We start from the raw sequence: 18,924 nt of genomic DNA, 5'->3' as shown, positions 1-18,924 counted from the left end.
ACTCTAAATGAAGAATATAGCTTCACTAACTAAAATAAGACAAGCTTTGCTTGTCTTATTTTTTTGCGTCTTCTTATTAAACTAAAATCCGGCGCTGTTAACGCCGGACTTAATCTGTTCTACTGATTTAAGAACTCCCGTACAACACTGTTGACCAGTTTACCGTCAGCACGGCCCTTCACTTTTGGCATCAGTACAGCCATAACCTTGCCCATATCCTTGGCGTTTGCAGCCTGAGCTACTTTAACAGCCTCGGCTACAAGAACGCGTACTTCTTGTTCGCTCAGTTGTTCAGGAAGGTACTGCATCAGAATGTCGATTTCTTGTTCAATGGTTTCCACCAGATCAGGACGGTTACCTTTTTTAAACTCTTCGATCGAATCCCGGCGCATTTTGACTTCTTTAGCCAGTACGTCAAGAACTTCCTCTTCAGCAAGTTCTTTTTTCTTGTCAATTTCTACATTTTTGATACTGGCACGTACCATTCGTATAACAGAAAGCCTAAGCTTACCGGCTTCTTTGTCCTTCATGGCCTGCTTCATATCTTCGATTAACTTGTCTTTAATAGACATGCAAATTGATACCTCCGAAACTAGTTAAACTTACGTTTACGAGCTGCTTCGGATTTCTTCTTGCGTTTTACGCTGGGTTTCTCATAATGCTCGCGTTTTCTTACTTCCGCAAGAACCCCGGCTTTTTGGCAAGTACGCTTGAACCGACGGAGTGCACTGTCAAGCGTTTCATTTTTGCCTACTTTAACTTCAGACATCTGATCTTCCCTCCCTCCACTAGAACCATTACGAGGAAGTGTACTTGAATAACATACACCTAATTATTATACACCAAAACAAGGAATACTGTCAATATTAACCTGGTGGCCAAGTCATAAATCGACCACCCAGAATGTGGAAGTGCAGGTGGTGTACGGTCTGTCCACCATTATCTTTGGTATTAATGACTGTACGGAAACCATCTTCAGTTAAACCGGCAATTGCTGCTATCTTTGGAATTGTCGCCATTAACCGCCCTAGCAATGTGGTATCCTCCGGAGTTGCCTCAAGAATATTGGCAATATGTTTTTTAGGTATTACCAACAAATGTATTGGGGCAACGGGATTTATATCCGGAAAGGCAATAAGATATTCATCTTCATAAATGACATTAACAGGGATGTCGTTAGCTGCAATCTTACAAAATATACAGTCCTGCTGCATAGGCACTCCCCCCGCAGTAGATAGTAATATACATTTACTCTCTAAAATATTCTGCCTAACTATTTAAATTCCTGCCGAAAATATGGTAAGCAAAGAATTTTATTCAATTATTTCCCCGAAAAGCCCGTCTTCCTGTATTTGTTTGAGAATTACAGATTGGATTTTCCCAATATTATCCTGTCCACCACATGCGTAAACACGTAGATAGTTTCCCGATAATCCTGAAATCAATCCTTTATTTTCATTGTTCTCAAATAATATCTCAAGTTTTTGATTGATGAAAGACTGGTAAAATTCTATTGTTTGCCTGTCGGCGATCTGTTGCAAACGCTGGACCCTTCGTTTTTTTTCAGCTTCACTTACTTGCCCGGCAAATCCCGCCGCCGGCGTCCCAGTCCGAAGCGAGTAAGGGAATACATGTATTTTGGCAAACGCCATTGTATTGACAAAAGCCAGCGTACTATTGAACATTTCTTCTGTCTCGCCGGGAAAGCCAACAATGATGTCAGTAGTGATAGCAATTGACGGTACCCGGGCTTTTATTCCATTAAGTAAATCACGGTACTCAGCAGTGGTATAATGCCTGTTCATAGCCTTTAAAACCCGGTCATCGCCTGATTGCAGCGGCAAATGAAGATGCGGACAAAGACGCTGATCTATTTGTATTAAAGCTATTAGGCTGTCTGGTACCTCTACTGACTCAAGTGAACCTAACCGGAGACGTATTAGTCCTGTATTGCCGGCAGTTAACACAGTTTTTACAGCATCCACAAGGGTGATTTCTCTCTCTGAACCGGAAAGATCACGGCCAAAAGCACCTAGATGAATACCCGTAAGAACAATCTCAGTAAACCCTGCTGCCACCAATTTTTCAGTCTCAGCCGCAATACTTGCAAGTGGCCTGGAGCGCAAGGGACCACGGGCATAAGGAATAATGCAATAGGTGCAAAAATTAGTACAGCCTTCCTGAATCTTAAGAAATGCTCTTGTCCTGCCCGGTTTGGAAAAGAGCGGTATATCCTCAAACTCCTTAGCCTGCATGATATCAGTAACGGCATTAACCTGGGTTGTACGATTATTGGCAGCAGCAGCCTCTACCAGTTCGACAATTCGTGCACGATCCTGGGTACCCACAATAACGTCAACGCCAGGGATTCGCGCTACCTGCTCGGGTGAAACCTGAGAGTAGCAGCCGGCAACGGCGATAATTGCAGCACTATTCTGACGGCCAGCCCGTCGAATGAGCTGGCGGGATTTTTTCTCACCCAGATTAGTGACCGAACAGGTATTAATAACATAGACATCAGCCTGTTCGTCAAACCCCACTACCTTGTAACCCTTACTTTTAAAAAGACCTTCCATTACTTCAGTCTCAAACTGATTTACTTTACAGCCCAGCGTTGTAAATGCCACTTGTGCCATAGTTAGCCTCCTAAATCGCCGCACTCGTACATAACAGCAGCAAGCGACGCTACCGCGGCTGTCTCGGTACGCATAATCCTCGGCCCCATTGTAACAATGCTAACATTGTTTTGCTGGCATAAGTCAACCTCAGTAGAGCTAAAGCCCCCTTCCGGACCGATAAAGAGCAGATAAGTTTGCTGAGCAGCTGTTTTCAGCACCTGCTTTAATCCCAGTGAAGCTTGTCCTTCATATAGCATTATTTTATTTGCAGAGGTTAATTCCGGATAACCAAACACATCAGCAAGGCGGGTCACAGGAAAAATCTTAGGAATATAACTCCTACCGCACTGTTTGGCTGCCTCATGGGCTATTTTTTGCCATCGAGCTAACTTATCTGCTTGTTTTGCTAAATCATATCTGACTATGCAATGCTCAGTAATTGCAGGGATTACACCATGTACGCCAAGTTCTACTGCCTTTTGGACAATAAAATCCATTTTTTCGCCTTTGCCTAACCCTTGTACCAACCAGACTTCAATTGGCGGTTCAGTATAATCATCAATAAATTCAAGCAATCTGAGTTGAACGGCATTGGGAGTAATCCCGGTGATTTCAGCCTTACCGGTTTTACCATCCCGGTCGGCTATTAATAGAGTGTCACCAATGACCATTCTAAGCACCAACGCAATATGCCGGGCATCAGCGCCATCAATAATCATAGCGTCACTAATAGGTGTATTTATAAAGAAATGGCGCATCTAAGCGCCTCCTTAATGGCTGCCGCTGCCGGCAACAATAGCCACCCAGCCGCCTTCTTCGATAACTTTATCAATAACAAACCCACTGTCAATAAGGGCTGCAGTAACATCGCCTAAACGTTCCGCAATAATACCACTGGCGATAAAGATACCATTATCGACCAGCCGCCCCCGGACATCAGGCAGCATTTTAATAATTATATCTGCAATGATGTTAGCAACTATCACATCGGCCTTGCCGTCTACACCTGTCAAAAGGTCACCCTGAGTAATCTCAACAGTTGCAGTGACATTATTAAATACAATATTCTCTTTGGCAACTCGAACAGCTACCGGGTCAAGGTCAACTGCCCGTACCCTGGCTGCACCTAATTTAGCAGCAGCAACCGACAAAATTCCTGAACCGGTACCGACATCAAACACAATATCATCAGACTTAATAACGTCTTCTAAACAACGCACACACATAGCCGTAGTCTGATGGGTACCTGTACCAAAGGCCATGCCAGGGTCCAGTTCGATAACAATGTCCCCTTCAACTGGCAAATAAGCTTCCCAGGACGGTTTAATTACAATATGCTCACTCACACGCACCGGATGAAAGTACTCTTTCCAGGATGAAGCCCAGTCCTCTTCCTGCACTTCCCGGCAGTTAATGCAACCGCGGCCTTTATCAAGATTATGTTCATGCAGACGGTTTACACGCTCCTCGAATAGACGCAGCTTGTCGTCCAAGAGCTCATCAACCGGCAAATAAGATTTGATAGTTACAACCTCGGTGTTAAGTTCCTCGGGGATGTCGCAATAATCCCAGCTCCCAGACCGACGGTAAGCATTAACCAATTCAGGATCTTCTATCACGACCCCGCTAGCGCCCAAGTCATGAAAAATATCAGCTACAGCTTCCGTAGCTTCATGGGAGGTTTGAATGCTGATTTCAGCCCATTTCATGCGCCATCGCCCCTTAAACTTCAATTATAAGATATATATATACTGAATCCAATAAGATTTAACAGGCATGATATTAGTAAAAGCAGCATCAAGTGCCAGCTAGGACACTACTAAGATCATGTTGAAAAGTTTTTATTGGATTTTATATAGCTCCAAAGGCATCCTTGAATTTTTTAAAAAATCCTTTTTCCTCAGATGTAGGATCGGCGCCACCGGCTTTAGCAAACTCCTGCAAGAGCTCTTTTTGGCGATCAGTCAGTTTCTTAGGGGTTATAATCTTAACGCGTACATGCTGATCACCCCGGCCATGCCCACGCAAATGAGCTATCCCCTTATCTCTAATCCTGAACACAGTGCCTGTTTGCGTACCTTCAGGTATTTTAAGCTTGACCTTGCCGTCAAGGGTAGGAACTTCGATTTCATCGCCCAGTGTAGCCTGAACAAAGTTGATCGGCACCTCGCAAATAACGTCATTGCCTTCGCGTGTAAACAGTTTATGCTGTTTTACGAAAAGATAAACATACAAATCCCCGGGTGGACCACCCCGTTGTCCAGCTTCCCCTTCATGCGCAACTCTAAGCCTTGATCCATTGTCAACCCCAGCTGGAATTTTAATTTTGATTTTACGCTTAACACGAATTTTTCCCCGCCCATTACATTCTTTACACGGGGTTTTAATAATCTTCCCTTCTCCACGGCAGCGCTCACAAGCTCTGACATTGACCATACGGCCAAAAGGAGTATTCTGAGTTACCTGAACCTGGCCTGTGCCCCGACAGTCAGGACAAGTTTCAGGATGTGTTCCTGGTGCCGAACCTGACCCCTGACAGTCGCCGCAGTCTTCAGTACGCGGCACCTGAATCTCAGTTTCTAAACCAAAAGCAGCTTCCTCAAAGCTTATCTCCATGTCATACCGTAAATCAGGTCCCCGTTCAGGCCCCGCATTCCGACCACCGCTAAACCCAAATCCTGCTTGACCAAAGAACATGTCAAATATATCCGAGAAGCCGCCGGCACCAGCACCGCTAAAACCGCCGCCACCATTAGCGGCATCGAACGCAGCATGACCATATTGGTCATACTGCGCCCGGCGTTCGGTATTTGATAGAATTTCATAAGCTTCATTGACTTCTTTAAATTTTTCCTCGGCGTCCTTGGGTTCATCACGGTTTACATCAGGATGGTACTTGCGGGCCAATTTACGATACGCCTTTTTTAACTCATCATCAGACGCCGTTTTGGCTACACCCAGCACTTCATAATAGTCTCGCTTACTCACTTCACACCATCCCAAAACAATTTATTTCTTCTCGTCGTCCATTACTTTATACTCAGCGTCAACTACTTTATCATCCTGTGGAGCGCCTTGCTGGCCGCCCTGCGGGGCATCCTGTGCACCTTCAGCCTGAGCATTCGCCTGATACATAGCTGTCGACAATTCATAAAGAGGTTTAGTCAGTTCTTCAGTATCAGCCTTAATTGCCTCAAGATCACTGCCTTTTAATGTTTCCTTGAGCTTATCTGCCGCCTGCTGAACCTTTTCTACCAGGGCTTTGTCGGCTTTATCGCCAAACTCTTTAATGGTCTTCTCTGCATTATATACCAAAGAATCGGCATTGTTGCGCACTTCAACCTCTTCTTTACGCTTTTTATCTTCGGCAGCATGAGATTCGGCTTCTTTTACCATTCTCTCTACCTCATTCTTATCAAGACCACCGGAAGAAGTAATAGTAATCTTTTGCTCCTTACCTGTTCCTAAATCCTTGGCAGATACATGCACAATACCATTAGCGTCAATGTCAAAGCTTACTTCAATGCGCGGTACGCCGCGGGGAGCAGGCGGGATACCTGAAAGTTCAAAGCGTCCCAGCGTCTTATTATATGAAGCCATTTCACGCTCACCCTGCAATACATGAATATCAACAGACGGTTGGTTATCAGCAGCAGTCGAGAAAGTTTGGCTCTTGGAACTAGGAATGGTAGTGTTACGTTCAATAATTTTAGTAAATACCCCACCCAGAGTTTCAATACCCAGGGACAGTGGTGTAACATCCAGGAGCAATACATCCTTTACTTCGCCGACAAGTACACCTGCTTGAATGGCAGCACCAACAGCTACACACTCGTCCGGGTTAACACCTTTATGGGGCTCTTTGCCTAAAGACTTTTTAATCGCTTCCTGGACAGCAGGAATCCGGGTGGACCCACCGACAAGAATAACTCTGTCAATATCTTTTGCTGATAATCCGGCATCGCTCAAAGCCTGGCGGGTTGGCCCCATAGTGGATTCTACAAGATCAGCAGTCAATTCTTCAAATTTAGCACGAGTCAGGCTGATGTCAAGGTGTTTGGGACCAGTTTGATCAGCAGTGATAAATGGTAAATTAATATTAGAAGTAAGTACACCTGACAATTCAATCTTTGCCTTTTCCGCCGCTTCACGCAGGCGCTGCATAGCCATACGATCGTTTGCCAGGTCGATACCCTGTTCTTTTTTAAACTCGGCTACCAGCCAATTCATGACCCGTTCGTCAAAATCATCGCCGCCCAGACGGTTATTGCCACTAGTGGCCTTAACCTCAAATACACCATCACCCAACTCGAGGATGGACACATCAAAAGTACCGCCACCCAAGTCAAATACCAATATAGTATGGTCATTACCTTTATCCATGCCGTAGGCCAAAGCAGCAGCCGTAGGCTCATTAATAATCCGGAGTACCTCTAATCCGGCGATCGCACCGGCATCTTTGGTAGCCTGACGCTGGCTGTCGGAAAAATATGCAGGAACAGTAATTACCGCCTGGGTAACTTTTTCACCCAGATATGCTTCAGCATCTGATTTAAGTTTTTGCAGAATCATCGCAGAAATCTCTTGTGGAGTATAGTCCTTACCATCAATATTTACCTTGTAAGTAGTTCCCATGTGACGCTTGATTGAACTAACTGTGCCATCAGGATTGGATACTGCCTGCCGTTTCGCAATTTGACCAACTAAGCGCTCACCATTTTTCGAAAAACCTACCACTGAAGGAGTAATACGACTGCCTTCCGGGTTAGGAATAACAATAGGCTCGCCGCCTTCCATTACTGCCACTACTGAGTTAGTAGTACCAAGATCAATACCAATTACTTTTGCCATTGTACATTTCCTCCTTAAATAAACTGCTTATTAACTGTTAGCTACTACTTTTACCATACTGGGACGGATTACCCGGCCATTTACTTTGTAACCTTTTTGCAGCTCTTCAACTACCATGCCATCAGGCTGACTGCTATCCTCTACCCGCATTACAGCCTCATGCTGACTCGGATCAAATACATTTCCTATAGCAGCAACAGGTTCTACACCTAATTGGCAAAGAGCATTGTTCAACTGACGGTAGATCATTTGTATTCCAGTTGCCAAGGTATCAACATCAGGTGCAGCACTGGTGGTTGCCCGCTCAAAATTATCTACAACAGGCAATAGCTCACAAATAACGCGTTCAGCGACAATAGAAGACAGTTCTTCCTTCTCTTGCCTGGTCCGCCGCCGGAAATTATCAAAATCGGCCTGTAGCCGCTTATACCTGTCGGTCATCTCATCAAGTAGCCTGCTCTTCTCACTTAGTGCAGATATAAATTGTTCTACATCTGCGGGATAAAAGCATATTTCAGGATTATCGCCTGACGCCGATTCAGCGTGATCTGTTTCCGGGTTTATCTCGCCCGGTATTGGTTCTTTTTCTTTTTCTGCCATTAAACCCACCTCCTGTTAAAAATCAGGCATACCACTGTCGGCAGTTCCAGCCTTCTGGGCATTGGCCCCTTCTTCTTTTTTCTTGATAATAGTATCAATACGCAAAATGGCTACAGCCACTTCACCAGCGGCTTTGATCGCATGAAGTTTTACCGGAACAGGATCTATTACGCCCCGCTCCAGCATATCAGCCACTTCACCGGTATCACAGTCTATGCCAAGCGAATCGCAGTTTTGCGCAGCTTGAGAGGTAACAACATCTTCTACTTTCTCAAGAGGATTAAAACCAGCATTTTCTACGATTTGTGATAAAGGCTGTTTGAGAGCATTTGTCACGCAATCAAGACCATAAGCCGCCATTCCCTTAAGATTCTCCCGATATTTCCCTATTTCCCTCGCCATAGCAACTTCAATTGATCCGCCGCCTGGCACATAACCGCCTTTTATCGCGGCCTGCACACTGGAAGCAGCATCTTTGGCGATACGCTCGCGTTCACCTACTACCTCTTCGGTAGCTGCTCCCACCAAAATTGTAGCCATGGGTTTACCACTGCCACCAATAACCCGCACTTGCTCAAGCTTCTCATCCTGGTACACCTTTTCTGCAGCACCCATATATTTTTCTATATCAACCGGTTCTTTTTTTAGGCCTGTGCGTTTGATCATTCGCGCGCCTGTGTGATCGGCGACCCGGCGCAAATCTTTCGATGATACACGCTCAACGACCATAATATTGGCATCGGTAAGAATTTCTTCAGCGACACTATGTACACCCCGGTCTACCATAACTACATTAAAGCCAAGGCTGACAATTTTGTGGACATTTTTCTTAAACTCATCCTGAAGGTCAATATAGCGTTTAAAACCGGCTTCGGTACTTAGTGCCTCATCTTCAATCTCTTCAGGTTCAAGCGCATCATCGATAAGCAGCAGTTTTGCGCCGGTAATTTCTTCAGGCATTTCTAGCGTCATGCGTTCCTGATCAACGATAACACCCATAAACACCTCATTATTTGCACCAGCTTCAGCAGTAATAATCTCGGATAACTTAAAGTTGTATTCATTGAGCTTTTCAACGCCAATCAACTTAGCGGCTTCTACAACCAAGTCAGCAATGTCCACATGTTCCCGTCCGGCAATCATAGCAATGTTCCTGAGAATAGGGTCATTAACCTCAGTAATTGTGCGGGCCCGTTCCTTAACCCCATCTAAAACCTTAGCCACACCATACTTAATGCCTTCAATCACTCTGGCTACAGGTACACCGCGCATTACCTGACTTACACCCTCAGATACCAGGCTGCCGGCCATAATCGTCGTCGTTGTCGTACCATCGCCAACCTCGGCCTGTTGGGCTTTGGCAGTGTTAATCAGCATTTTGGCAGCCGGATGGTTAACATCCATTTTATCTAAGATGGTAACACCGTCATTGGTAATAATAACCTCACCAAAGCGATCAACAAGCATGGTGTCAAGCCCTTTGGGACCGATAGTGCCTTCGACGGCGGCAGTTATTGCCCGAACAGCATTCGCATTAGTTAACAGGGCGGCTAAGCGTTCATCCACGTCAGCCCCACTGCCGGCTTGCTTTAAATTCATGTAGTTCCCCCTATCACAAAACCTTATACTTTTTCAGAATTTCACCTAAGTGGCGTTGCATAAACTTAAGCACAGACATAGTCTTACCATATTCCATCCTGGTTGGGCCAAGCACAGCCACAGTTCCTACCACCTGCCCGTCAATACGGTAGGTCGCTTGAACAACACTGCAGTCATGAATGCCTGTATATTTATTTTCCTGCCCGATAGTAACAATTACACCTTCACTGCTGGGCATATGGAGAATATCACACAACAATTTGTCTTCTTCAAACATGGTTAACAGACCTTTAACCTTATCGACATCCCTAAATTCAGGCTGATTTAACATTTGGGTCGTGCCACCAAGGTAAACCTTGTCACTCTTCTCAACAATAAGAGCCTGTTTTAAGAGGGTAATCGCCTGTTCAAAAACTTTAGGGTCAGGCAGGATATCGTTTTGAATATCTTTTAAAACCGGCGTTGTTATCCGGTCAACAGCCAGGCCTCCCAGGCGGGAATTTATTGCGTTTGCCACACGGATCAAATCCTCATGACGCAGGCCCTCAGGTATCTCAATTATTTTATTCTCTAGCAGCCCGGTATCAGTGACAATGACAACAATCGAACGGCGCTCATCCAACGTCAAAAACTGAAGATATCTGAAAGTACACTGTGACACCTGCGGCGCAAGTACCATTGAGACGTTTTGAGTCATGCGAGACAGAATTTTAACCGTCTCCTGAAACACTTCTTCGATCCGTCGCGCCTTCGTGTAATACCAGTTATCAATAAGTGCAATGTCTGAGTCAGAGATCTGAGGAGGTGCCAATAAACAGTCAACATAAAAACGATAGCCTTTGACTGATGGTATCCTACCGGCGGAAGTATGCGGTTGTTCAAGATAACCCAAAAGCTCCAAATCTGCCATTTCATTGCGGATAGTGGCCGGACTGACCCCCAAATTATATTTACGGGCAATCGTACGCGAGCCAATAGGTTCTGCAGTAGATATGTAGTCATCAATAATGGCTTGCAGAATTTGGCGTTTTCTTTCATCAAGCACCAACTTCACCCCCTTGCCGTTAGCACTCATGTCATGCGAGTGCTAATGCCTACTAAAAAAATACCACTCATTGGGTTTAATGTCAAGATATTAAAGGCTTTATCTGCTAACTTAGTCGCTCTAAATCTTCCAACTAAGCTGTATCACTTTCTTTAATCAGTCAAAAAACTAGCAAATACAATATTACCAAATTTCATGCCTCTACCGGTCAACCATATCCGCTTACTATCTGCCTCCAGCAAGTTTTGCTGTCGCAGCTTATTAAAGACACAAGCGAATTGGCTGAAAAAATCAATATCAAACCGCTGAGCAAAATCGGCTAATATCATTCCTGGCGTAGTGCGTAAAGCTAAAAAAATATATTCGCCTATAGCTTGCTCTTTAGTTAATATCTCCCGCATGGCAACCGGTGAGCACCCGCTTTTGATTGCTCTGATATATGCCTCGATTTCAGCTACAGCACTTTGCCGTTCCCCTTTTAAGAAAGAATGAGCAGCAGCACCAAGGCCCAAATAAGGCTGATAATACCAATATTTTAGATTATGGCGGCATTCCATACCCGGGCGGGCAAAATTCGAGATCTCGTAACGCAGTAACCCTTTACCGGGTAAAACATCAACCATTAGATCATACATAGCTTCTTCAGACATCTCGTCCGGTAACTCGAGCCGGCCTTGATCATAAGCCGCCGCGAACGGAGTGCCTTGTTCCAGCTTCAGGCCATATACAGAAAGATGGCTGGTATGCAGTGCCACAGCCTGTTCAAGTTCCCGGGCAAACCCCGCAGCAGTCTGACCAGGCAGACCATACATCAAATCAATACTAATGTTATTAAACCCGGCTGCATCCGCGTATTCAAGTGCAGTCATGGTGTCTGGAGTCCGATGAATTCGCCCCAGGCGGGCAAGTAAATCATCGTTAAAGGACTGTACCCCAAAACTGAGCCTATTTATCCCGGACGCTTTCAAAGTAGTCAACTGAGCTCTCGTCACAGTGCCAGGATTAGCTTCCATACTAATTTCAGCATCATTGTTAATGCTAAAGTTATTATAAAGAGCAGACATTATTTGTTCCATAAGATGTACAGGCAGCAAGCTGGGAGTTCCACCGCCAATATAGACTGTGTCTACGGTCGGATTACATAACAGACCGCCCTGTTCAGCAATCTGCTGACACAAGGCGGCAGTGTAAGCCACAAATAGATGTTCTGCCCCTGCATAAGAGGAAAAATCACAATAGAAACATTTTTGCCGGCAGAACGGCACATGGAGGTATAGGCCTAACTTACTCATTATGGTTATCCTTTAATCCATCTTTAAAATAGCCATAAAGGCTTCTTGAGGCACTTCTACATTACCAACTTGTTTCATCCGTTTCTTCCCCTCTTTTTGCTTTTCAAGAAGCTTGCGCTTGCGGGTAATGTCACCGCCATAACATTTTGCAAGCACATCTTTGCGCATGGCCCGTACAGTCTCCCGGGCAATAACTTTGCTTCCAATAGCAGCCTGAATGGGAATTTCAAACATTTGTCGAGGAATAATCTCTTTCAATTTCTCAGCAAGCTGCCGGCCGCGATGTGTTGCCCTGTCCCTGTGAACGATTACACTAAGGGCGTCCACAGGCTCACCGTTAAGCAGGATATCCAGTTTAACAAGTGCTGAGGTCTGATATCCCAGCAACTCATAGTCTAGAGAAGCATAACCACGGGTCGATGATTTTAATTTATCAAAGTAGTCAAAAATTATCTCACTGAGTGGCAGGTGATAGGTCAGCATAACCCGATTAGCATCCAGATACTTCATATCCTTGAACTCGCCGCGTTTTTCCTGGGATAGTTCCATAACTGCGCCTACATAGTCATTAGGAACCATTACTGTTGCTTTCACATAAGGTTCTTCGACATGGTCAATCTCTTGCGCGGTTGGTAATTTTGACGGATTTTCAATCTCAATAACTTCGTTATCTGTTTTGAACACACGATAAATTACACTAGGCGCGGTGGTAATAAGCGTCATATTATATTCGCGTTCCAGGCGTTCCTGGACAACATCCATATGCAGTAGTCCCAAAAAACCGCAACGAAAACCGAACCCAAGGGCAAGAGAGGTTTCAGGTTCAAAAACCAGTGATGCATCATTTAATTGCAATTTTTCTAATGCGTCACGTAAGTTCTCATAGTCGGAGCTATCTACCGGATACAGACCACAGTATACCATTGGGGTAATTTTGCGGTAACCGGGCAACTGTACTGCTACAGGCCGTTCAGCACTGGTAACTGTGTCACCAACTCTGGTATCTTTTACATTTTTAATACTAGCTGCAACAAAACCTACCTGACCTGGCCCTAATTCCTTAACGTTAGCCGGATATGGACGGAAAACGCCAACCTCGGTAACCTCAAACACCTTGTTGGTTGCCATCATTTTAATCTTCATTCCTGGGGTGATAGTACCATTCATTACCCGGACATAGACAATTACGCCTTTATATGAATCAAAATGAGAATCAAAGATAAGCGCACTTAAAGGTTCCTCAGCTTTGCCTGCAGGCGGGGGAACTTTTCTGACAATCGCCTCAAGAATCGCTTCAATTCCAATCCCCGTTTTAGCACTGGCCATAACAGCATCAGTGGTATCCAGCCCGATCACATCTTCAATTTCGGTTTTTACCCGTTCCGGTTCCGCACTAGGCAGATCAATTTTATTAATTACCGGGATAATCTCAAGGTTGTGCTCAAGCGCCAGGTAAACATTAGCCAGCGTCTGGGCTTCGATCCCCTGGGCGGCATCAACTACCAAGAGCGCGCCTTCACAAGCAGCTAAACTGCGGGAAACCTCATACGTGAAGTCAACGTGTCCAGGTGTATCAATCAGATTGAGCATATATGTTTCGCCATCTTTTGCTGTATAAGACAACCTGACAGCCTGGGCTTTAATCGTAATGCCACGTTCGCGCTCAAGTTCCATCTGATCTAAAACCTGGTTTTCCATCTCGCGGGCAGAGAGAGCTCCTGTATACTCCAACAACCGGTCTGCAAGGGTCGACTTGCCATGATCGATGTGGGCAATAATTGAAAAATTACGAATGTGTCCTGTATCCATCAAACTGGGGCCCCTCCCTGGTATAATAAATAAAGCGTTTTAACATACTTCTGTAAATTATACCATCAGCCGCCCGCTAACTGCAAGCTCTACCTAAATTCGCGAATATATTCACCCATTTGCTGTATGGCACACTGAGTCTTATCTCTGGCCTTTTGCAAGGCAGATTCAATATAAGGTCTGGCTTGGTTCCAATATTCGATAGCTCGTTTTTTGACAGTAAATGCTTCATCAACGAATTGATTGCGCCAAATATCGATCCAATACCATAACTGTAAGCCGTCTATCTCTACCCTGGTAGGAATAGTAATTGTATGTTCAGCAATTCGTAGCACAATGCTGCGTTGCTCTGTGAGTGAAATATTGCCTAATGAATGTACACTTCCTAAAGTCAGACCATATCCAAAGGCATATGCCGAATATATATGTTCCTGATTACGTCCAATATAAAAGAACCTTTCTTGCCCGGGACGCTGCGTAAGTGTACCTAGCTGATGTTCAGCTACGCCCACACCAATTACAATAATTGCAAGTAATATCAGCAGGCCCCTGGCGATAATACCAGCATCGCTTGCCGCTACCCGTTCGAACACGGCACCCCTCCTTATCACAGCTACCGATTTTCAGCGAGTATTTCAGCCAACACGTCTCCAAGGATTTCCATACTACGTACGGCCTCCTCCTTGCTGCTTTCCTGCGAACCTACCTCAATTAGCAAAGCCCGTGGATGAAGATGTTGATTATATCGCCACTCAACCATTTGCAGTCCACGGCATATTCCTGGATATTTAGCATTCAGCTTTGCATCAATTAGTTTTGCAAACGCATGATTTTGCTGCCAGTGAGGCTGTGGCAGATCTTGCTGTCCGGTGGCTACGACAATAGTAATTTTAGCCATTGCCACACCGTTAAAGACTGCGGTTACATTTTCACGTTTGTCAGCATCCCGGTGAATATCAAAAATCATTTGGATTGATGGATTTTCTGTTAACAATTTTTGTGCTGTAATTTCCGAAGGTCCATATGCCTTCATAAAGCTTGGGTAATCGTGAATAGTAGCGCTATGAATGGCTTTTACCCCGTTTTTTTCTAATTGCTTTGCCAAAGCCAAACCAACATCAACAATATCACCACGCTGACCACCCGGCCTATGCGTCACTCCTGAGTTGGGCACAAAAGCTTCAGCCGTATGGGTATGATAAATTGCTACTAATGGTTTATCACTGCCTGTTGTACTTTGAGCATCAAACTTAGGGAAGTTTGGTAAACTGGCCGCACTGACAGTTGGCGTACCGGCACTTTTAAAAGCTAGCATAAATGGTATTTCATGGGAAAATAATGAATGTAAGTCCTTAAAATCAATACCAGTAAATACTAACATCATTTTGCGAGCGACTATTTCCGTATTTAGTTCAGGTGTTATTTTTACTGCGTTTTGTGGTAGGGCTGCCTTGGACAAACCAGGGACACCTAAAAAAAGCACGTCCTTTCCTTTGGGCCAAAAAGAAGGCATATATTGACCATAATAGGCTGACCCACTGACAGGAATAGCACTTGTTGCCAAATTCAGATATGTGGCTACAGACAGCCCGCTTGCCATTAGAAACATGAATCCAATTAACATTATGTTAAAAAACTTAGAGGTGCTTTGCACTTGCAAGAAATTATGCCAAAGCCTATTTGGGGTGCTTTGTTTTCGTTCTTTTCTTGTTACCATTGCCGCCTCCGCCAGACCCCTAACCGGGTTCTCTCTTGATAATTTTGTTTACATACAATGTATATGCCTGGCGGAGTGGCGATATTACAATTATCAGCGGACTAGCTGTATCAGTGTAAATACATATGAATATTCTCGTAGTCAATATTAGGATGCATCGCCTGATTAATACCGCCGGCTACAACTGCGGCAATATCTTCAATCAGCCTATCAACCTCTTTAGGCGTTACCATAAGGTCACCAAGCATTTCCGGAAGTACCTGCCTGACAATTGTTTGACGGTCTTGATCAGACAGATTCGCCATACTTTTAAAATATCTGCCAAAAGCGGCGTGCTCCTGCAAGGTATTAATGGTATCCATCGCGATTGTGGAGGCATGTACGACTGTGGGTACCCCAATGGCGACAACCGGCACACCAAGTGAGGCTTGCGTAAGACCAAATCGTTTATTACCAACACCTGAACCGGGATGAATCCCAGTATTGGCTAACTGCACGGTGGTTATTACCCGATGACTTGAGGCTGCGGCCAGCGCGTCAATTGCGACAACTAAGTCAGGTTTAATATTGCTTACAATCCCTTGAATGATTTCAGCAGTTTCCATGCCTGTTATGCCAAGTACGCCAGGAGCGATGGCGCACACTGATCGTACACCGCCTTTAAGCTCTGGCGACAACAATTCCTGAAGGTGACGGGTAACTACTATTTTATGTGTAGCCCGCGGCCCCAGCGCATCAGGAGTAACATTCCAGTTACCAAGCCCCACAATTAAGACTGTTGCATTGCGCGGCAGATTGACCAATTCAGCCAGTTCTGTGGCTAAAATATTCATTATTTTTTGCTGTAATGGGGTATTTTTGTACCTAAGACCTGGCGCTTCGATAGTAATATATTTCCCCTTTGCCTTCCCCATCATGCGCTCAGCCTCAGGTGTACTAATATTGACGCGGGTTATAATCAGATCATCGTCTTCACTGGTCTCAACCAGTACTCCCGGAATGTCTTCCCGCACCTGTTTTGTCAGCATTTCCCGTGCTTCTAAAGCCAAGTCAGTTCGAACTGTATTAAAAAACTGATCCATACAATTTCTCTCCTTTATGCCCTGAATGGTTCAGACCTATCTTATCCGGAAAAAAAGCTGGTTATACGAACCCAGTTTTACTTTATTGCTTGCTTTTTCCTGTAGTCCATGCTAAAATAGTTCAGTAATATGTACATAAGGAGGTGAAATACTTGCCAAATATTAAAGCATCTGAGCGTAGCGTAAAAACTGACGCTGAACGGCGTGCCCGCAATTATTCGGTAAGATCAACAATTAAGACTTCTATCCGCAAGGTGGAGGAAGCTGCACATGCCGGTAAAGCAGATGAGGCCAAGACCCTCCTGACTAATGCCGCAAGCGTTATTGACAAAGCTGCCGCCAAAGGCGTTATTCATAAAAATGCCGCAGCCCGTAAGAAGTCCCGCCTAGCTCGTAGAGCAAATGCCACTCAACAAGCTCAATAATAATAAAACCCTGTTCGCAGTAAAATGTGAACAGGGTTTTTGTTTAATATATATTAGGAAACCTTTATTGGAAACTTGACCCGTACAGTTGTGCCAGCCCCTACTGTCGAGTCAATCGTCAAAGCAGCATTATGTTGTCCTGCAATACTAAGACAGATCGCTAAACCCAGTCCGGTACCATTCCCTTTTGTAGTATAAAAGGGCTCCATCACTTTCTTGAGGCTATCCTCCGGGATTCCACAACCATTATCTTCAGCTTCAAGGCAAATGGATTCGTTAATGTGGGTTGTCCTAATAATAATCCGGCCATTGGCGCTAATGCTGCTTATAGCCTCTGCTGCGTTTCGATAAAGATTCAGCACAAGCTGCTTGATTTCTTTCTTATGAAGCTGGAGATTAGGTAATTCAGCTTCAAGTTCTAATTCTACAACTATACCGTCCTTCACAGCGTCGGCATACAGGAGTGGCTGCAAAGAGGATATTATTTCATTTAAGCTGCACAGCTCCTTGTTAACCGTTCTGCTTCTGGCAAGCGAGAGAAAATCCTCAATTATGCTATTGGCCCTATCTAACTCGCTTATCAGGATATCATACCGATCCTTGTCACCTGACTTTTTTGACATGAACTGAAGGTACCCTCTGACTGTTGTCATAGGGTTACGAATTTCATGGGCAACACTTGCTGCCATCTCGCCTACCAAATTCAATCGATCCAATTTTTCCAGTTCACAGCGTATTGATTCACGTTCGGTTATATCACCATACACACCAAGGGCGCCAAGTATTTCCTTATTGTCTTCATTATAGAAACGAATAGCAGTTGCCAGCCATGTCCTACCCGCATAATTTATTGTTTCCTGCACAATATTTTCACCCTTGAGCGCGCGAACTAAAATAATATCCCCTTCACCAATCCCGGCTTTTTGCAGCATGTGGACAACCGATATGCCAATCAAACTCTCATTTAACCCTAAATGCCTGTTCATAGTAGAATATTCATGGTTATGTGCAGTTATGATACCATTACTATCCACTACAACTATCGCAAATGGGCAGGCATTGATAATTAGCTTAAGCTTTTCTGATTCTCCTAAATATTTATTTCGCAGCCTAATAACCGTATCGAGCACTGGCAGCAACTGGGGAAACTCTGCCAGTGTCTTTTGTCCATCATCATCTTCGGATATTTGAGACACCAATTGTTTTATTGAAAAATTAAGCCGCTGAAAGAAAAAAGTAATGACCAGTATCACTGAAACCCAAATCCCAAGCGAAAGCAAAACCCACTGCTGGATACTTTTCGCATATAGCAGATTAATATCTTCAATCTTGGTGTTAGCCCAAGTATGTCCAACAAGCTTCCCGTTTTGAAAAATCGGGTATGCTGCAACAAGAGCCGGTTTCTGCTCCCAATTAGCAGATTGAACTTGAAAAACATCCGGTTCACCATAGTTATATACTTTAGAAACCAGGTTTTGATATACAGGTTGTGTTATAAAATCTTCGCTAAAACCTGGTGCTAAAGCCACACGCCTTGCAAGCTCACGTGACGCAATACCTATACCGTAATTAGGGTAGACTCTGGATATGCTATCAACGATTGGCTGCATATATTTATTCAAAATTAGTGCTTTTTGCTCATCGGGTAGTTGATAAGCATTCTCTTTTGCAAGGATATCCTCAAAGTTCACCGTGATTTTCCGCTCGATTAGCGTAGTGATATTACGTAACTCCTCTTCCTTCTCCAGCAGAATATATTTTTTTTCCTGCTCAGCTGTATAAAACCCAAAACTTAAAAGCGGCACTAACAGAATTATGCTTGTTATTAAACAGAATTTTTTCAGCAAATTTCCCTCGAACAACCAGGGCACCTCATTTTCATAATA

Annotated in this window: 18 protein-coding genes; 1 reads left to right on the top strand and 17 read right to left on the bottom strand. The window is 44.4% G+C overall.

Going from position 1 to position 18,924, the window contains the following annotated elements; all coding sequences use genetic code 11:
• Positions 1-119: 119 nt before the first annotated feature.
• From VN379_RS15435 to gpr, 16 genes are all read right to left on the bottom strand, one after another.
• The gene (locus tag VN379_RS15435) at positions 120-572 is read right to left on the bottom strand and encodes a GatB/YqeY domain-containing protein (protein WP_325535409.1); all 453 of its coding nucleotides are present in this window, start codon (positions 570-572) and stop codon (positions 120-122) included.
• 20 nt (positions 573-592) lie between these two features.
• Positions 593-769 (bottom strand): 30S ribosomal protein S21, encoded by a 177-nt coding sequence (gene rpsU, locus VN379_RS15430; protein WP_021167731.1) that lies wholly within the window; start codon positions 767-769, stop codon positions 593-595.
• 97 nt (positions 770-866) lie between these two features.
• The gene (locus tag VN379_RS15425) at positions 867-1,214 is read right to left on the bottom strand and encodes a histidine triad nucleotide-binding protein (RefSeq protein ID WP_325535407.1); all 348 of its coding nucleotides are present in this window, start codon (positions 1,212-1,214) and stop codon (positions 867-869) included.
• 99 nt (positions 1,215-1,313) lie between these two features.
• Positions 1,314-2,636 (bottom strand): tRNA (N(6)-L-threonylcarbamoyladenosine(37)-C(2))-methylthiotransferase MtaB, encoded by a 1,323-nt coding sequence (gene mtaB / locus VN379_RS15420; RefSeq protein WP_325535405.1) that lies wholly within the window; start codon positions 2,634-2,636, stop codon positions 1,314-1,316.
• A 2-nt stretch (positions 2,637-2,638) separates the two neighbouring features.
• On the bottom strand, positions 2,639-3,376 hold the full coding sequence (locus VN379_RS15415) for a 16S rRNA (uracil(1498)-N(3))-methyltransferase (RefSeq protein ID WP_325535403.1): 738 nt from the start codon (positions 3,374-3,376) through the stop codon (positions 2,639-2,641).
• 12 nt (positions 3,377-3,388) lie between these two features.
• Positions 3,389-4,327: a 50S ribosomal protein L11 methyltransferase gene (gene prmA, locus VN379_RS15410; protein WP_325535401.1), complete on the bottom strand. Its 939-nt coding sequence runs from the start codon at positions 4,325-4,327 to the stop codon at positions 3,389-3,391.
• 142 nt (positions 4,328-4,469) lie between these two features.
• Positions 4,470-5,606 carry a molecular chaperone DnaJ gene (gene dnaJ / locus VN379_RS15405; RefSeq protein WP_325535399.1) on the bottom strand — a complete coding sequence of 379 codons (1,137 nt, stop codon included), beginning with the start codon at positions 5,604-5,606 and terminating at the stop codon, positions 4,470-4,472.
• Between the two features lie 21 nt (positions 5,607-5,627).
• Positions 5,628-7,469, bottom strand: a complete 1,842-nt coding sequence (gene dnaK / locus VN379_RS15400) for a molecular chaperone DnaK (protein WP_325535397.1) — start codon at positions 7,467-7,469, stop codon at positions 5,628-5,630.
• Positions 7,470-7,499: 30 nt separating this feature from the next.
• Complete coding sequence (gene grpE / locus VN379_RS15395) at positions 7,500-8,069, bottom strand: nucleotide exchange factor GrpE (protein ID WP_325535395.1); 570 nt, start codon at positions 8,067-8,069, stop codon at positions 7,500-7,502.
• Between the two features lie 15 nt (positions 8,070-8,084).
• Positions 8,085-9,668 (bottom strand): TCP-1/cpn60 chaperonin family protein, encoded by a 1,584-nt coding sequence (locus tag VN379_RS15390; protein ID WP_325535393.1) that lies wholly within the window; start codon positions 9,666-9,668, stop codon positions 8,085-8,087.
• A 13-nt stretch (positions 9,669-9,681) separates the two neighbouring features.
• Positions 9,682-10,713 (bottom strand): heat-inducible transcriptional repressor HrcA, encoded by a 1,032-nt coding sequence (gene hrcA / locus VN379_RS15385; protein ID WP_325535391.1) that lies wholly within the window; start codon positions 10,711-10,713, stop codon positions 9,682-9,684.
• Positions 10,714-10,865: 152 nt separating this feature from the next.
• Positions 10,866-12,005: a radical SAM family heme chaperone HemW gene (hemW, locus tag VN379_RS15380; RefSeq protein ID WP_325535389.1), complete on the bottom strand. Its 1,140-nt coding sequence runs from the start codon at positions 12,003-12,005 to the stop codon at positions 10,866-10,868.
• Between the two features lie 12 nt (positions 12,006-12,017).
• Positions 12,018-13,814, bottom strand: coding sequence for a translation elongation factor 4 (lepA, locus tag VN379_RS15375; RefSeq protein ID WP_325535411.1), 1,797 nt, complete (start codon positions 13,812-13,814; stop codon positions 12,018-12,020).
• 89 nt (positions 13,815-13,903) lie between these two features.
• Positions 13,904-14,407 (bottom strand): hypothetical protein, encoded by a 504-nt coding sequence (locus tag VN379_RS15370; RefSeq protein WP_325535387.1) that lies wholly within the window; start codon positions 14,405-14,407, stop codon positions 13,904-13,906.
• Positions 14,408-14,427: 20 nt separating this feature from the next.
• Positions 14,428-15,531, bottom strand: coding sequence for a stage II sporulation protein P (spoIIP, locus tag VN379_RS15365; RefSeq protein WP_325535385.1), 1,104 nt, complete (start codon positions 15,529-15,531; stop codon positions 14,428-14,430).
• A 110-nt stretch (positions 15,532-15,641) separates the two neighbouring features.
• Positions 15,642-16,613 carry a GPR endopeptidase gene (gene gpr, locus VN379_RS15360; RefSeq protein WP_325535383.1) on the bottom strand — a complete coding sequence of 324 codons (972 nt, stop codon included), beginning with the start codon at positions 16,611-16,613 and terminating at the stop codon, positions 15,642-15,644.
• Between the two features lie 152 nt (positions 16,614-16,765).
• On the opposite strand from gpr, the gene rpsT reads away from it, so the two are divergent.
• Positions 16,766-17,038, top strand: coding sequence for a 30S ribosomal protein S20 (gene rpsT, locus VN379_RS15355; RefSeq protein ID WP_084576862.1), 273 nt, complete (start codon positions 16,766-16,768; stop codon positions 17,036-17,038).
• A gap of 53 nt (positions 17,039-17,091) precedes the next feature.
• On the opposite strand, the gene VN379_RS15350 is transcribed toward rpsT, so the two are convergent.
• A partial coding sequence (locus tag VN379_RS15350) for an ATP-binding protein (RefSeq protein WP_325535380.1) occupies positions 17,092-18,924 on the bottom strand: 1,833 nt, incomplete at its 5' end.

The organism is Sporomusa sp., from assembly GCF_035561255.1.
Taxonomy (GTDB): domain Bacteria; phylum Bacillota; class Negativicutes; order Sporomusales; family Sporomusaceae; genus Sporomusa.
This window is presented reverse-complemented; position numbering and strand designations above follow the sequence as displayed.

Excerpts from the sequence above, each read along its gene's own strand:
- VN379_RS15415 (WP_325535403.1), bottom strand. The coding sequence starts at position 3,376 with ATGCGCCATTTCTTTATAAATACACCTATTAGTGACGCTATGATTATT.
- grpE (WP_325535395.1), bottom strand. The coding sequence starts at position 8,069 with ATGGCAGAAAAAGAAAAAGAACCAATACCGGGCGAGATAAACCCGGAA.
- gpr (WP_325535383.1), bottom strand. The coding sequence starts at position 16,613 with ATGGATCAGTTTTTTAATACAGTTCGAACTGACTTGGCTTTAGAAGCA.
- spoIIP (WP_325535385.1), bottom strand. The coding sequence starts at position 15,531 with ATGGTAACAAGAAAAGAACGAAAACAAAGCACCCCAAATAGGCTTTGG.
- rpsU (WP_021167731.1), bottom strand. The coding sequence starts at position 769 with ATGTCTGAAGTTAAAGTAGGCAAAAATGAAACGCTTGACAGTGCACTC.
- VN379_RS15390 (WP_325535393.1), bottom strand. The coding sequence starts at position 9,668 with ATGAATTTAAAGCAAGCCGGCAGTGGGGCTGACGTGGATGAACGCTTA.
- VN379_RS15425 (WP_325535407.1), bottom strand. The coding sequence starts at position 1,214 with ATGCAGCAGGACTGTATATTTTGTAAGATTGCAGCTAACGACATCCCT.
- VN379_RS15435 (WP_325535409.1), bottom strand. The coding sequence starts at position 572 with ATGTCTATTAAAGACAAGTTAATCGAAGATATGAAGCAGGCCATGAAG.
- dnaK (WP_325535397.1), bottom strand. The coding sequence starts at position 7,469 with ATGGCAAAAGTAATTGGTATTGATCTTGGTACTACTAACTCAGTAGTG.
- mtaB (WP_325535405.1), bottom strand. The coding sequence starts at position 2,636 with ATGGCACAAGTGGCATTTACAACGCTGGGCTGTAAAGTAAATCAGTTT.
- hemW (WP_325535389.1), bottom strand. The coding sequence starts at position 12,005 with ATGAGTAAGTTAGGCCTATACCTCCATGTGCCGTTCTGCCGGCAAAAA.
- lepA (WP_325535411.1), bottom strand. The coding sequence starts at position 13,814 with ATGGATACAGGACACATTCGTAATTTTTCAATTATTGCCCACATCGAT.
- prmA (WP_325535401.1), bottom strand. The coding sequence starts at position 4,327 with ATGAAATGGGCTGAAATCAGCATTCAAACCTCCCATGAAGCTACGGAA.